This window comes from Flintibacter sp. SJQ-8 (genome assembly GCF_054108085.1).
Genome location: NZ_JBPJWR010000014.1, coordinates 15,503 through 30,420, shown reverse-complemented (window position 1 = coordinate 30,420; position 14,918 = coordinate 15,503). Strand labels below are relative to the sequence as shown.

The window sequence follows — 14,918 nt, the reverse complement described above, 5'->3', positions numbered from 1 at the left end:
GGAAATGTCCCGAAGGGACAAAAGGGATAGGGCAGGTGCCCCAGTGGGCACACTGGGGCGGATGAGGGGAACGCCGAAGGGCTGGGAACTGTTGCGTGGGAATCCTCCAGTCATCGCCTGCGGCGATGCCAGCCCCCTTTGACAAGGGGGCCTATTGGTGCGAAACATCAGCCTCCCTTGTGAAAGGGAGGTGGCACGGCGAAGCCGTGACGGAAGGATTCCGTTCCCTCGTCCCCGAGCCTTCCCCCAGGGGAAGGCTATTGGCGGATGTTATTTGTCTACATGAAAATTCAAGGAGATGATCTCAATGACCACACAGGAGCTGCTGCTGCGGGCCCGGGGGGCCAAGGACGCCATGGCCATGGCGGACACGCAGACCAAGGACCGGGCGCTGCTGGCCATGGCCGACGCCCTGGAGGCGGAGCAGGAGAAGATCCTGGCCGCCAACGCCCAGGACCTGGAGCAGGCCAGAGGCACCGTGAGCGACGTGATGCTGGACCGGCTGGCCCTGTCCCCGGAGCGCATCCGGGGCATGGCCCAGGGTATCCGGGAGGTGGCCGCCCTGCCCGACCCGGTGGGGGAGGTGCTGGCCCGGGTGGAGCGGCCCAACGGCCTGGTGATCGAAAAGACCGCCGTGCCCATGGGGGTCATCGCCATCATCTATGAGAGCCGGCCCAACGTCACCTCTGACGCGGCGGCCCTGGCGTTAAAGGCCGGGTCTGCCTGCGTGCTGCGGGGCGGGAAGGAGGCCCACCGGTCCGCCGGGGCCATTGTGGCCGCCCTGAAAAAGGGCATGGAGCAGGCGGGCCTATCCCAGGACGCCCTCCAGCTGGTGGAGGACACCAGCCGGGACAGCGCCAACCAGCTGATGCAGGCCCGGGGCCTGGTGGACCTGCTCATCCCCCGCGGGGGCGCGGGGCTCATCCGGGCCTGCGTGGACAACGCGACTGTGCCCGTGCTGGAGACGGGCACGGGCATCTGCCACATCTATGTGGACAAGGACGCCGACCAGGACAAGGCCCTGAATATCCTGGAAAACGCCAAGTGCAGCCGCCCCAGCGTGTGCAACGCCGCCGAGGTGTGCCTGGTCCACCGGGACATCGCGAAAGAATTCCTGCCCAAGTTCCACAAGCGCATAGTGGAGGACCGGGCCAAGGCCGGGCTGCACCCGGTGCAGCTGCGCCTGGACGAGACCGCCGTCGCCATCATCCCCGGGGAGAAGGCGGGGGAGCGGGACTTTGACACGGAGTTTTTGGACTATGTGATGGCCGTGGCCGTGGTGGACGGCGTGGAACAGGCCATCGACCACATCGCAAAACACTCCACCGGCCACAGCGACTGCATCGTCACCGAAAACGCCGCCGCCGCCCGCCTGTTCCAGACACGGGTGGACTCCGCCGCCGTCTATTGGAATGCCTCCACCCGCTTTACCGACGGGGGAGAGTTCGGCTTGGGCTGCGAGATGGGCATCTCCACCCAAAAGCTCCACGCCCGGGGCCCCCTGGGTCTGCGGGAGCTGTGTACATTCAAATTCCTCATCCGGGGGGACGGCCAGACACGCTGACCGCCGGAGAGGAAGCGTTTTTCCCAAGAGGTAGAAGACTTTATGAACCGTTATATGCGAGACTTTGTAACGACTACGGAGGAGCTGCTGGGCAGCGACACGGTGCGCAGCATGGGCCAGTGGAAGCACCACGGCCCCATCACCACATTGGACCACTCGTTGTTTGTGGCCTATCTGTCCTATCGGTGGGCCAGGTTCCTCCATCTGGACGCCCGGGCAGCCGCCCGGGGCGGACTGCTCCACGACCTGTATCTGTACGACTCCAAGGACAAGAGCGCCCACCCGGGCTGGCAGTGCTTTGACCACCCCAGGACGGCGGCGAAAAACGCCCAGGCGCTCACCGACCTGAGCCCCAAAGAAAAGAACATCATCCTGTCCCACATGTGGCCCCTGGGCGGGGCCCTGCCCCGGTCCCCGGAGGCGTGGCTGGTGGACCTGGTGGACACCATCTGCGCCGGGCTGGAGGTGTTCCGCATCTATCACCCCGCCAAGCTGCGCCGCCGCCTGGGCGTGACGCCCATTGCGGGGACGACCTGATTTTGGACGGGGAGAGGCCGGGACAAAACCCCAAAATCGGGCGATGTTGCGGGGAAAATCGTGCTTTCTGGCCCAGTTTAAAAATTTTCATCTTGTCAGGGGGAAAAAACCCTGATAATATGCTATAATGTACGCGACAGCGCTGCCGAACACGCCGGGCGGTCCCGGCTGGCGGAGGGCGGCGCAAGAGAGAAGAGCGGCCTGCCCGCGCTTTGTGCGGGCACCCTGAACCAAAAAAATAAAAACGAGAGGCGGCGCAAACCGCAGCGGGACCGGACTGCGCCGACGAAATGGGAGGACAAAACATGATCGCACACGGGAAGGATATTAAGGTCTTTACCGGAAATTCCAATCCGCAGCTGGCCAAAGACATCTGCGCAGAACTGGGCATCCCCCTGGGCAATTCCGAGGTGGGCGCTTTCTCCGACGGGGAGAACTTCGCCTCTATCTATGAGACGGTGCGCGGCTCCGACGTCTTTGTGGTCCAGTCCACCTGCTCCTTTGAGAAGGACGGCAAGCCCGGCACGGTGAACGACTCGCTGATGGAGCTGCTTATTATGATCGACGCCCTGAAGCGGGCCTCCGCCGGACGGATCACCGCCGTGATCCCCTATTTCGGCTATGCCCGTCAGGACCGGAAGACCAAGCCCCGCGACCCCATCTCTGCCAAGCTGGTGGCCAACCTGATCACCACTGCCGGCGCTGACCGGGTGCTGACCATGGACCTGCACGCCAACCAGATCCAGGGCTTCTTCGACATCCCGGTGGACAACCTGCTGGGCTCCCCCATCTTTGTGGACCACTTCATCGAGAAGTATGCCTCCTGCCACGACGACACCATGGTGGTGTCCCCCGACGTGGGCTCTGTGGCCCGTGCCCGGGCCTTCGCCCAGAAGCTGAACATGCCCCTGGCCATTGTGGACAAGCGCCGCCAGAAGGCCAACTCCTCTGAGGTGATGAACATCATCGGCGAGGTCGAGGGCAAGCACGTCATCCTGCTGGACGACATGGTGGACACCGGCGGGTCCCTGTGCCACGCCGCCAAGGCCCTGGTGGAGATCGGCCACGCCAAGGACGTGACCGCCTGCGCCTCCCACGGCGTGCTGTCCGGCCCTGCCATCCAGCGCATCACCGACAGCGTGCTGGACGAGGTGGTCTTCCTGAACACCATCCCGCCCCGCCACGGTCAGCACTGCGACAAGATCAAGTATATCTCCGTGGCCCACCTGTTTGCCGAGGCCATCAGCCACATCTACATGGAGACCTCCGTCTCCCCCCTGTTCCTGTAATAGGGCACAACTGAAAAAGACCAACAGGGGCGGGTAGCTTTACCCGCCCCTTGTGGCACTGTTTTGCCCTCTCCGCCCCCTTCGGGGGCACCTCCCCCACAGGGGGAGGCAAGGGGAAGTAGGGGCGGCTATTAGCCGCCCGCCATTGGCATACCGGGTATTGCGGGCGGATGATATCCGCCCCTGCGGTCGCCCGATTCAGAAGATGATGCATCAAAACCATTCAAAGTGAGGAAACATTATGTTTGGAAAAAATTCCGGCGGGGCGGCCTGGCTGCTGGTCTGTTTGGGCAACCCGGGGGATAAATATGAGAATACCCGGCACAACGTGGGCTTTATGGTGGCCGACGAGATCGGCGAGCGGCAGAACGCCCCCATCCAGAAGCTGAAGTTCAAGGCCCTGACCAACCTGTTCACCATCTCCGGCCAGAAAGTCCTGGTGATGAAGCCGATTACCTATATGAACCTGTCCGGGGAGGCGGTGCGCCAGGCGGTGGACTTTTATAAGATCCAGCCCGACCACGTGCTCGTTGTCTCTGACGACACCGCCCTGGCCCTGGGCCGCCTGCGCATCCGCAAGGGCGGCTCCGCCGGGGGACACAACGGCCTGAAGAACATCATCCTCCACCTGGGCACCGACCAGTTCCCCCGGCTGCGGGTGGGCGTTGGGGAGAAGCCCCACCCCGACTATGACATGGCCGACTGGGTGCTGGGCAAGTTCACCGGGGAGGACAAAAAGACCATGGACGCCGCAGTAAAACGCGCCGCCGACGCCATCGAGTGCATTTTGGCCGAGGGGCTGGATAAGGGCATGAACCGGTTTAATGGGTAAAAAAGCCTTCCCCCAGGGGAAGACTGATCTTACCCCCTTTTGCACCCACACACTTCCAAATTTTTCAAGAGAGGTCCTGTTTATGCAGATGCAGCTGCTGACGGCGGCTTTGAGCCGGCTTCCTGAATTTCAACAGCTTTTGACCGCCCTGGAGGGCGGGCGGTGTCCCGCGGCCCTGTCTGGGGTGGCGGCCATCCACCGGGCCCACATCGCCGCGGGGCTGGCCCTGAAGACGGGCCGCCCGGTGGTGGTGGTGTGCGCCGACGAGAGCGAGGGGGAGCGGATGGCCCGGGACCTGACGGCGCTGTCCGGGAAGCCGGTGCCCATGCTCACGCCCCGGTCCTTCACCTTCCACAACGCGGCCACCGTGTCCCGCCAGTGGGAGCAGCGGCGGCTGGCCATGCTCCACGGCCTGTCCACGGGGGAGCTGACCCTGGCCGTGGCCACGGTGGAGGGCCTGATGCAGCGGACCATGGAGCCGGAGGTGCTGGAGTGCTGCTGCGTCACCCTGGAGGTGGGCAAGAGCCACGACTTAAACGACCTGGCCGAGACGCTGACGGCGGCGGGCTATACCCGGTGCGACCAGGTGGAGGGGCCGGGGCAGTTCGCCCTGAGAGGCGGCATCCTGGACGTGTTCAGCCCTGGGATGGACCGGCCCGTGCGGGCGGAGTTCTTCGGGGACGAGGTGGACGCCATGGGGGTGTTCGACCCGGACAGCCAGCGGCGCACGGAGAACTTAGACCGGGCGGTGCTGCTGCCCGCCGCCGAGACCCTGCCCCAGATGGCCCCCGGGGGCCGGGCGGGTCTGGCGGTGAAGCTGGGCAAGCTGGCGGCCAAGGCATTGCAGAAGGGGGAGAAGGAGCTCTCCGCAACCCTGGAGCAGGACCGGGAGGCCATCGCCCAGGGGCGGTCTTTCCCCGCCATGGACCGGTATCTGCCCCTGATCTACCCCAAGCTCTGTACGGCGGCGGACTTTCTGCCCGGGGACGCCTGCGTGGTCTTTTCCGAGTGCGCCCGGGTGGCCGAGCGGGCCAAGACCTATCAGTGGCAGCTGGAGGAGGACGCCAAGACCCTGATGGAGCGGGGGGAGCTGGACGGCAGCTGCGCCCAGCTCTTCCGCAGCTACAGCCAGCTGTGTAATCTGCTGGAGGACTGGGCGGTGGTCTATCTGGACGCCTTTACCACCTCCGCCTATCCCGCCCCGCCCCGGACCCTGCTGTCCATTGTGGCCAAGCAGCTGCCCTCCTTTGGGGCCAGCCTGGAGACGGCGGTGCAGGACCTGGCCCACTATCAGCGCAGCGGCTTCGGCTCCCTGGTGCTGGCGGGGGGCGAACAGCGGGCCCTTGAATTGCAGACCCTGCTGCGGGAGCAGAAGGTCAAGTCCGCCGTGGAATTCCAGCTGAAGGACCTGCCCAAGTCAGGGGAGATCGTCATCACCCTGGGGGGCCTGTCCGCGGGCATGGAGTATCCCCAGATCCTGCTGGCGGTGGTCACCGAGGGGGGCGGCACGGCGGTGCGCCGCCCCAAGCGGCAGAAGGACACCACCAACCGGCAGAAGCTGAAGTCCTATGCCGACCTGGCCCCTGGCGACTTAGTCGTCCACGAGCACCACGGCGTGGGCCGCTATGTGGGCATGGTGAAGATGCCCGTGGACGGGGTGGAGCGGGACTATGTGAAGATCGCCTACGCCGGGACAGACGTGCTCTATGTCCCCGCCACCCAGCTGGATCTGGTCAGCAAGTATATCGGCGGGGGCGAGGACGCCAACGAGACGAAAAAGCTCTCCCGCCTGGGGGGCGGCGACTGGGAGAAGGCCAAGAGCAAGGCCCGCAAGGCGGTAAAAGACCTGGCCAAGGGTCTCATCGCCCTGTACGCCCAGCGGCAGCGCCAGCCGGGCTATGCCTTCTCCCCCGACTCCCCCTGGCAGCGGGAGTTTGAGGAGCAGTTTGAGTACACCGAGACCGACGACCAGCTGCGGTGCATCGGGGAGATCAAGCGGGACATGGAGCGCCCCACCCCCATGGACCGGCTGCTGTGCGGCGACGTGGGCTATGGCAAGACGGAGGTGGCCTTCCGGGCCATGATGAAGTGCGTGCTGGACGGCAAGCAGGCGGCGGTGCTGGTGCCCACCACTGTCCTGGCTCGGCAGCACTATCTCAACGCCCTGCGCCGCTTTGCCAAATACCCGGTGAACATCGACGTGGTCTCCCGCTTCCGCACGCCGACGCAGATGAAGGAGACATTGCGGAAGGTAGAAAACGGCGAGGTGGATATTCTCATCGGCACCCACCGGCTGTTCAATAAAGACGTGAAGTTCAAGGACCTGGGGCTGCTGGTGGTGGACGAGGAGCAGCGCTTTGGCGTGCAGCACAAGGAGAAGCTGAAGGAGAACTTCCGCCAGGTGGACGTGCTTACCCTGTCGGCCACGCCCATCCCCCGGACGCTGAACATGGCCCTGTCGGGCATCCGGGACATGTCCACCCTGGAGGAGCCGCCCGCAGACCGCCAGCCGGTGCAGACCTATGTGCTGGAGCACGACTGGGGGGTGCTGGGGGACGCCATGCGCCGGGAGCTGGAGCGGGGCGGCCAGGTCTATTACCTCCACAACCGGGTGGATACCATTGACCGCACCGCCAGCCGCATCCAGCAGCTGCTGGGGGACCAGGCCGCCGTGGGTGTGGCCCACGGAAAGATGGCCCAGGAGGCCATTGACGACGTGATGAGCCGCATGACCGACGGGGAGCTGAACGTGCTGGTGTGCACCACCATCATCGAGACGGGCATCGACCTGCCCAACGCCAACACCCTGATCATCGAGGACGCGGACCACTTAGGGCTGGCCCAGCTCCACCAGATCCGGGGCCGGGTGGGCCGGTCCAACCGCCGGGCCTTTGCCTATCTCACCTATCGCAAGGGCAAGGCCCTGTCAGAGAACTCCGCCAAGCGACTGGAGGCCATCCGGGAGTTTGCCGAGTTCGGCTCCGGCTTTAAGATCGCCATGCGGGACCTGGAGATCCGGGGGGCGGGCAACGTGCTGGGGCCGGAGCAGTCGGGCTTTATGCTCAGCGTGGGCTATGACATGTATCTCAAGCTGCTGGAGGAGGCGGTGCTGACCCAGCAGGGCCAGCCCGTGCCCAAGCGGACCGACTGCGCCGCCAACCTGACGGTGGCCGCCTCCATCCCGGACCGGTATGTCCCCGCCCAGGAGCAGCGCATGGACCTCTATCGCCGCATCGCCGCCCTGCGCACCGAGCAGGACGCCGACGACCTGGTGGACGAGCTGATCGACCGCTATGGCGAGCCGCCCCGGACGGTAAACAACCTGATCTCCGTGGCCCTGCTGCGCACCGAGGCCGCCCAGGCGGGCATCACCGACATCGACCAGAAGAACGGCTCTCTGCTGCTGACCATCCCGGAGTTTGACCTGCGCCTGGTGTCCCAGCTGTGCGGGGGGGAGCGGTATAAGGGGCGGCTGCTGTTCTCCGCCGGGGAGAAGCCCTATCTGTCCCTGCGCCTGAAGAAGGGGGAGGACGCCCTCCGCGCCGCCCGGGCATTGGTGGCCGACTATGCGGCGCAGCTGGAGTAAACCTCTTGTTCCCAACTCCCCTTTGTGCTATGATAAAAAAACCACCTGCGTTTAAAGCGGGAGAGTTTTTACCGCTGGAAAGGAAAACAAATACCATGAGCATCAAAAAACGGCTTTTATCCGCCGCCCTGGCCCTGGCCCTGGGCGCGTCCCTTCTCACCGGCTGCTCCAAGGGGGCGGACGGCTCCGGAAGCCAGAGCGGCTCCGGCGACAGCTCCTCTGACGTGCAGGCCATGGACCTGACGGACGTCACCGACCCCTATCTGGCCACCGCCGGTATCGCCGGGGACACCGTGGTGGGCACGGTGGGCGAGTATGAGGTGACGGCGGACAGTCTGCTGTATTGGCTGAACTATAACATCAGCTATACCAAGCAGCAGTACAGCGCCTATGGCATCACCGACATGCGCTGGGACGAGACCAGCGACGACGGCACCACCACCGCCCAGGCCCTGCTGAAGACGGCCATGCAGCTGGCCAGCTTCTATCGCCTGCTACCCGAGCTGGCGGCGAAAGAGGGCCTGAGCGTGTCTCAGGAGACCATCGACGGCCTGAAGGACGACGAGGCCAGCATCACCCAGCAGCTGGGCAGCGAGACGCTGAAGGACCACTATTTCTGGATGCAGATGCTGACCCCCGCCCTGTATCAGAAGATGTATCAGGCCGGTGAGGCCAGCCAGCTGCTTCAGGACAAGTATTTCGGCGAGGGCACCCAGGGCTATCCCACCGACGCCGAGGTGAAGACCTATGCCGAGGACGAGCTGGGCTATTATCGGGCCAAGCACATCCTGCTGCTGACCAAGGACATGACCCAGACCGTGACCAACGACGACGGCACCACCGGCTATGCCCCCCTGGACGACGAGACCATCGCCCAGAAGAAGGCCAAGGCCGACGAGCTTTTGCAGCAGCTGCGGGCCTCTGACGACCCCATCGCCCTGTTCGATGAACTGATGAACGAGAACAGCGAGGACACCGGTCTGGCCGCCAACCCCGACGGCTATACCACCAGCAAGGGGGCCATGGTCCCCGAGTTTGAGCAGGCCGCCCTGGCCCTGAAGGAGGGCGAGATCAGCGACGTGGTGGAGAGCGACTATGGCTATCACATCATCCTGCGCCTGCCCCTGGACCTGGACCAGTTCCGCAGCCAGCTCATCGGCGACAAGATGGAGCAGCAGAGCAACCAGTGGCTGGACGAGTATGGCGTGAAGACCAACGAGGTCTATGACCAGATCGACCCCGAGGCCTTCTGGGAGAAGGCCCAGTCCCTGACCCTGGGGGCCAAGAACGAGATCCAGGCCGTTCTGGATGCCAAAAACGCCGAGGACAGCAGCTCCTCCGCCAGCAGCGCCAGCACCAGCGCCGCAGGCTCGGCCAGCAGCGGGTCCTGAGAGCGGTAAAATTCGACATGTGCAAGAGCGCGCCCCGAGCGGGGCGCGCTCTTTTTGCCTTCCCCTGGGGGAAGGCTTAAAAACTTTCCACATTCCGCCCACCAAATGTGGAAAAATATTTCCCTGTCACGATTCTGCAAAAAACAGGACAGGCCCGGGGGTATACTTTGTGCCACATAAGGGAAGGAGCGTGGAGACATGGAACGGTGGCACAGCATGACGGCGCGGCAGGTGATGGAGAAGCTGGGCAGCGGGCCGGAGGGCCTCTCTGACGGGGAGGCCGCCCGGCGGCTGGAGCGGGACGGGCCAAATCAACTGGACCCGCCCCGGCGGCCGCCCCTGCTGCTGCGGCTGCTGGGGCAGTTTCAGGACCCCATGATATTGGTGCTGCTGGCGGCGGCGGGGCTGTCTCTGGCGGCCAGCGGGGGCCGGGACTGGCTGGACGGGGCCATTATCCTCATCATCGTGGCGGTGAACGCGGTGCTGTCCATCACCCAGGAGGACCACGCCCACCAGGCATTGGAGCAGCTGCGGGACATGTCCGCCCCCATGGCCCTGGCGCTGAGAAACGGGAAGGAGCGCCGCCTGCCCGCCGCGGCCCTGGCGGTGGGGGATGTGATCTTGCTCCAGGCGGGGGACCAGGTCCCGGCGGACGCCCGATTATTGGAGAGCACCCGCCTGCGGGCGGACGAGTCGGCCATGACGGGGGAGTCCGCCCCGGTGGAGAAGTCCCCCCGGGAGGGTCTGGACGAGGACACCCCCCTGGGGGACCGGACCAATATGCTCCTGTCCGGGACCATGGTCACGGCGGGCCACGGCAGGGCCATGGTGGTGGCGGTGGGCATGGACACCCAGATGGGCCGCATTGCCGGGCTGCTGCTGGAGGAGGGGGAGAGCCAGACGCCCCTTCAGAAGAAGATGGCCGAGATCTCCAAGACCCTGTCGTTTCTGTGCCTGGCGGTGTGCGGGGTGATGTTCGGCCTGGGGCTGCTCCAGGGGAAGGACCTGCTGGGTATGTTCCTCACGGCGGTGAGCCTGGCCGTGGCCGCCATCCCCGAGGGGCTGCCCGCCATCGTCACCATTGTGCTGGCCATGGGGGTGCAGCGCATGGCGGGGCGGGGGGCTATCGTCAAGCGCCTGCCTGCGGTGGAGACCTTGGGCTGCGCGTCGGTGATCTGCTCGGACAAAACGGGGACCCTGACCCAGAACCGCATGACGGCAAAAGAACTGTGGGTGCCCCAGGGGGGAGCGCGGCGGGAGGCCCTGACGGCGGGGGCCCTGTGCTCCGATGCCAAACTGACCTGGAGCGGGGGCACGCCCACGGCGGAGGGGGACCCCACCGAGACCGCCCTGGTAGAGGCCGCCGCCCGGGAGGGGGTGGACCAGCGGCAGCTGGAGAGCCGCCGTCCCCGGGCGGGGGAGGCCCCCTTTGACTCAGAGCGCAAGCGGATGTCCGTCCTCTATCCCGGCCCGGGGGGCGGCTGGGTGCTGTACGTAAAAGGGGCGCCCGACGTGGTGCTGCCCCGGTGTTCCGCCGGACCCACCGGCCCCATGGGGGAGACGGAGCGGCGGCGGGTGCTGGAGGTGAACGACAGCATGGCCGGCCGTGCCCTACGGGTCATCGCCGTGGCCAGCCGGAAGCTGGAGCGCTCCCCCGGGGAGAATTTAGAGGGGGCGGAGGAGCAGCTGACCTTTTTGGGCCTGTTCGGCCTGATGGACCCGCCCCGGCCCGAGGCCCGTGCCGCCGTGTCCCGGTGTCACATGGCGGGGGTGCGCCCGGTGATGATCACCGGGGACCACAGGGCCACTGCCGCCGCCGTGGCCCGTGCCCTGGACCTGAGCCGTCCGGGGGACAAGATCCTCACCGGGGCGGAGCTGGAGCGGATGAGCCAGGAGGAGCTGGAGCGGGCGGCGGAGCGTACATCTGTCTTCGCCCGGGTGGCCCCGGAGCACAAGACCCGCATCGTCAAAGCCTTGCAGAAGCGGGGCCACGTGGTCGCCATGACAGGGGACGGGGTGAACGACGCCCCGGCCCTGAAAGCGGCGGACATCGGCTGCGCCATGGGAAGAGCGGGCACCGACGTGGCCAAGGGCGCGGCGGACATGATCCTCACCGACGACAACTTTGCCACGATAGTAGCCGCCATCGAGGAGGGGCGGGGGATATACTCCAACATCCGCAAGGCCATCCACTATCTCCTCTCCTGCAACATCGGGGAGATCATCACCATTTTCGTGGCGACCCTGTTGGACTTAGGGCAGATGCCGTTAGTTCCCGTGCAGCTGCTGTGGCTGAACCTGGTGACGGACTCCCTCCCCGCTCTGGCCCTGGGGGTGGAGCCGGTGGAGGAGGGAGTGATGGAGCAGCGGCCAAGGGACGCCCGGGCGGAGCTGTTTGACCGGCGGTTCTCCCTGCGCCTGGCCTGGCAGGGGCTGATGGTGGGGGGACTGACCCTGGCGGCATACTACTTAGGGCTCACCCGCCTGTCCCGCCCGGGTTTGGAGGGTGCGGCGGCCAACACCATGGCCTTTGCCACCCTGACCATGTGCCAGCTGTTCCACGCCTTTAACGTGCGCAGCGAGGAGCAGTCCCTCTTCCACATGGGCCCTCTGTCCAACCCCGCCATGGTAAGGGCCTTTGTCACGGGGATGCTCTTGCAACTGGCCGTCCTCCTCCTGCCGCCCCTCCAGGGGGTGTTCTCCGTCATTCCCATGGACGGGGAACAGTGGCTGGCGGTGCTGCTGCTGGCCGCCGCGCCCATCCCCATCTGCGAGGGGGCGAAAGTAGTTAGGAGGTAGGTGAGAGGTAGGAGTTAGGAGGGATGAGTGAGGAGTTTTTAGCCTTCCCCCTCCCAGGGGGAAGATGGTCCCGAAGGGACCGGATGAGGGTGAGTATCGTTGGCGCGGTGGTCATCGACGGGCGGACACAGAGGTCCGCCCCTACAAGAGCCATCGTGACCTGTCATCCCATCGATAACGGATGCACCTCCGTGGTCCCCCTCATCCGTCACGGCTTCGCCGCGCCACCTTCCCCCGGGGGAAGGCTTTTTTACAATGCATAATCCCCTCCTTTTTCCGGCAGACTTAGAGGGTGATGAAACTCCGATCTCATCACTCCTAACGCCTAACTGGAAAAAGGGAGGGCTTTTTTATGTCCAAATCGCCAAAGCAGAGCCCGGACCGGCCACATCCCCGGCGGGAGCCGCGTATCCCTCTGCCCCTGAGTCTGGAGAATCTGGGCCGGGTGTTTGACCGGTGCGCCGACTATCAGACCCGAGAGGTCTGTCTGGCGGGCGCGGGGGATCGGACGCTGACGGTGTGCTACATCGACGGCATGGCCCGGTCAGAGCGGCTGAACGACTATGTCCTCCGGCCCCTGGCCCAGGACGAGAGCCTGGCCCGTGTGCCAAAGGGGGAGCTGCTGGAGCGCTTGCAGCAGGGGGCGCTGTACGCCCAGCAGGTACACCGGCGGACCACCCTGGACCAGGTGGCCCTGGACCTGGTGGACGGCAGCTGCGCCCTGTTCCTCCCGGGAGAGGGGGCGGCCCTGACTATTCCGGTGTCCACGGAGGAAAAACGCTCTGTGGGGGAGCCGGAGAATGAGCCGTCCTTGAAGGGGGCGCGGGACTCCTTTGTGGAGAGCCTGCGCACCAACACATCCCTGGTCCGCCGCCGCCTGCGGGCCCCGGAGCTGCGGGTGGAGGAGCACATCGTGGGCCGCCAGAGCTTAACGCCGGTGGACGTGATCTGGCTGAAGGACATCGCCGACCCGGACATGGTGCGCCGGGTGGGGGAGCGGCTGGACGACATGGACGTGGACGGGGTGGAGTCTGCCGGAAATTTAGAGGAGTATCTGGTCCCCGCCGCAGCCAGCGCCTTTCCCCTGATCTTATCCACCCAGCGGCCGGACCGCTTCTGCCGGGAGCTGCTGGACGGGCGGGTGGGCCTGCTGTGCGACGGCATCCCCCTGGGTTGGGTGGCTCCGGGGACGGCGGACCAGTTTTTCAAGACGGGGCAGGACCGGGCCTATCACTGGATGGCCGCCTCGGCACTGCGGCTCATCCGCTATTTCTGCGCCGCCGTCACATTGCTGCTGCCGGGGCTGTATATCGCCCTGGTGACCTATCACCCGGAGGCCATCCCCGGCAAGCTGGCCCTGTCCATCGTCGCCGCCAAGCAGGAGGTGCCCTTCTCCACCATCTTCGAGGTACTCATCATGCTCCTGTCCTTTGAGGTCATCCAGGAGGCGGGGCTGCGCCTGCCCGGGCCCATCGGCTCCACGGTGTCCATCCTGGGCGGACTGGTGGTGGGCAACGCGGCGGTGGACGCCCACATCGTCTCCCCGGCGGTGCTCATTGCGGTGGCCATCGCCGGGGTGGCGGGGTACACCATGCCCTCCCAGGACTTTGGCAACGCCCTGCGGCTGTGGCGCTTTGGACTGACGGTGCTGTCCAGCCTGGGCGGACTGTTCGGCCTGGTGCTGGGCTGCGTGGCGCTCCTTTATCACCTGGCGGGGCTGGAGAGCTTCGGCGTGGCCTATCTGGCCCCCTTTACCGCCGGACCGGGGAGGCACTTGGGCAGGTCCAACCTGATCCGTCCGCCCCTGCCCACGTTAAAATGGCGGGACGGACCGGAGCACACCCGGAACCGGAGGAACCAGCGGTGAGGCGGGGGGTGAGTCTGGCCCTGGCCGCCGCCCTGCTCCTGTCCGGCTGCGGAGCCCTCCCCCGGCCCCGGGAAATGGGGGACATGGCCCTGCTGCGGGTGATGGGGTTGGACCGGGGGGAGGGCGGCCCGGCCATGAGCGCCGCCACCGGCCCCCAGGCTCCCGAACAGCCCGCCCGGCTGTGGCAGGGGGAGGGGACCTCTCTCAGCGCTGCCGCCCAGGCCATCCAGAGCCGCAGTGACCGGTATGTGTTCTTCGGCTATGTGGACCAGCTGCTGCTAGGGGAGGACCAGAGCCGCCGGGGGGTGGAGGATATCTTCGCCTATGTGGCCCGGGACACCCAGCTGAGCCTGGCCGCCCGGCTGTGGGTCGTTCAGGACGGAGACGCCCACGGGGCTTTGGAGGCCGGGGGCGACCAGGGGGTGGAGAGCCGTTTGGCTACCCTGGCCGCCGACGGGGAGATGGGGCTGTCTATCCGCCCCCGGCGGGTGGGGGAGGTCTACGCCCAGCTGCTGGAGCAGGGGTGCAGCTATGCCCCCGCCCTGACCGTGGGGGAGGCGGAGCTGACGGCGGCGGGCTACGCGGTCTTTGCCGGGGAGCACCTGGCGGGCTTTTTAGAGGGGGAGAGCGCCCGGGGATTGGAACTGCTGCTGGGCTGCCCCATGGCGGAGGTGGTGGAGGTCCCCCTGCCAGACAGCAGGGCGGCGGTGCGCATCACCGGGGCCAAGACAATCAGGCGGTTCGGAGGACCGGACGGGGAGATCAAACTCACCTGCCGGGTGACGGCGGAGCTGGCGGAGGGAGACGGCCCCCTGTCCGAGGCGGAGCGGGAGACCGTCTGCCGCCATCTGGAGACGCTGGCGGAGCGGGAGCTTGCGTCGGCGTTGGAACAGCTGCGGGCCTGGAAAGCGGACTGCGCCGGCTTGGGTCCCCGGGCCGCCCTGTCCGACCCGGGGCTGTGGAGCAAATTAGAGCCGGACTGGCCGGAGGTCTTTTCCCGGCTGGAGCCGGAGCTTATCGTGCAGGCGGACCTGCCCGGGGGCTGAGTGAAGT

At 66.1% G+C, this 14,918-nt stretch carries 9 protein-coding genes; all 9 read left to right on the top strand.

What is annotated here, in order from left to right:
- The first annotated feature begins 307 nt into the window (after positions 1-307).
- Positions 308-1,564 carry a glutamate-5-semialdehyde dehydrogenase gene (locus tag ACSAMP_RS10795; protein WP_441796908.1) on the top strand — a complete coding sequence of 419 codons (1,257 nt, stop codon included), beginning with the start codon at positions 308-310 and terminating at the stop codon, positions 1,562-1,564.
- Positions 1,565-1,606: 42 nt separating this feature from the next.
- Positions 1,607-2,101 carry an HD domain-containing protein gene (locus ACSAMP_RS10790; RefSeq protein ID WP_457800447.1) on the top strand — a complete coding sequence of 165 codons (495 nt, stop codon included), beginning with the start codon at positions 1,607-1,609 and terminating at the stop codon, positions 2,099-2,101.
- A gap of 305 nt (positions 2,102-2,406) precedes the next feature.
- Positions 2,407-3,390, top strand: a complete 984-nt coding sequence (locus tag ACSAMP_RS10785) for a ribose-phosphate pyrophosphokinase (protein ID WP_441796910.1) — start codon at positions 2,407-2,409, stop codon at positions 3,388-3,390.
- A gap of 238 nt (positions 3,391-3,628) precedes the next feature.
- Positions 3,629-4,222, top strand: a complete 594-nt coding sequence (gene pth / locus ACSAMP_RS10780; RefSeq protein WP_457800529.1) for an aminoacyl-tRNA hydrolase — start codon at positions 3,629-3,631, stop codon at positions 4,220-4,222.
- A gap of 82 nt (positions 4,223-4,304) precedes the next feature.
- On the top strand, positions 4,305-7,808 hold the full coding sequence (mfd, locus tag ACSAMP_RS10775) for a transcription-repair coupling factor (RefSeq protein ID WP_457800446.1): 3,504 nt from the start codon (positions 4,305-4,307) through the stop codon (positions 7,806-7,808).
- 95 nt (positions 7,809-7,903) lie between these two features.
- A complete protein-coding gene (locus tag ACSAMP_RS10770; RefSeq protein WP_457800445.1) occupies positions 7,904-9,199 on the top strand; it encodes a peptidylprolyl isomerase in 1,296 nt (431 codons plus the stop codon).
- A gap of 198 nt (positions 9,200-9,397) precedes the next feature.
- Positions 9,398-11,998: a cation-translocating P-type ATPase gene (locus ACSAMP_RS10765; RefSeq protein ID WP_457800444.1), complete on the top strand. Its 2,601-nt coding sequence runs from the start codon at positions 9,398-9,400 to the stop codon at positions 11,996-11,998.
- Between the two features lie 352 nt (positions 11,999-12,350).
- The gene (locus ACSAMP_RS10760; RefSeq protein WP_457800443.1) at positions 12,351-13,865 is read left to right on the top strand and encodes a spore germination protein; all 1,515 of its coding nucleotides are present in this window, start codon (positions 12,351-12,353) and stop codon (positions 13,863-13,865) included.
- Positions 13,862-14,911: a Ger(x)C family spore germination protein gene (locus ACSAMP_RS10755; protein ID WP_457800442.1), complete on the top strand. Its 1,050-nt coding sequence runs from the start codon at positions 13,862-13,864 to the stop codon at positions 14,909-14,911. Before ACSAMP_RS10760 ends, ACSAMP_RS10755 begins: the two co-directional genes overlap by 4 nt.
- The last annotated feature ends 7 nt before the right edge of the window (positions 14,912-14,918 follow it).

Coding starts and splice junctions, on each gene's coding strand:
- ACSAMP_RS10795 (WP_441796908.1), top strand. CDS start 308: ATGACCACACAGGAGCTGCTGCTGCGGGCCCGGGGGGCCAAGGACGCC.
- ACSAMP_RS10790 (WP_457800447.1), top strand. CDS start 1,607: ATGAACCGTTATATGCGAGACTTTGTAACGACTACGGAGGAGCTGCTG.
- ACSAMP_RS10785 (WP_441796910.1), top strand. CDS start 2,407: ATGATCGCACACGGGAAGGATATTAAGGTCTTTACCGGAAATTCCAAT.
- mfd (WP_457800446.1), top strand. CDS start 4,305: ATGCAGATGCAGCTGCTGACGGCGGCTTTGAGCCGGCTTCCTGAATTT.
- ACSAMP_RS10770 (WP_457800445.1), top strand. CDS start 7,904: ATGAGCATCAAAAAACGGCTTTTATCCGCCGCCCTGGCCCTGGCCCTG.
- ACSAMP_RS10765 (WP_457800444.1), top strand. CDS start 9,398: ATGGAACGGTGGCACAGCATGACGGCGCGGCAGGTGATGGAGAAGCTG.
- ACSAMP_RS10760 (WP_457800443.1), top strand. CDS start 12,351: ATGTCCAAATCGCCAAAGCAGAGCCCGGACCGGCCACATCCCCGGCGG.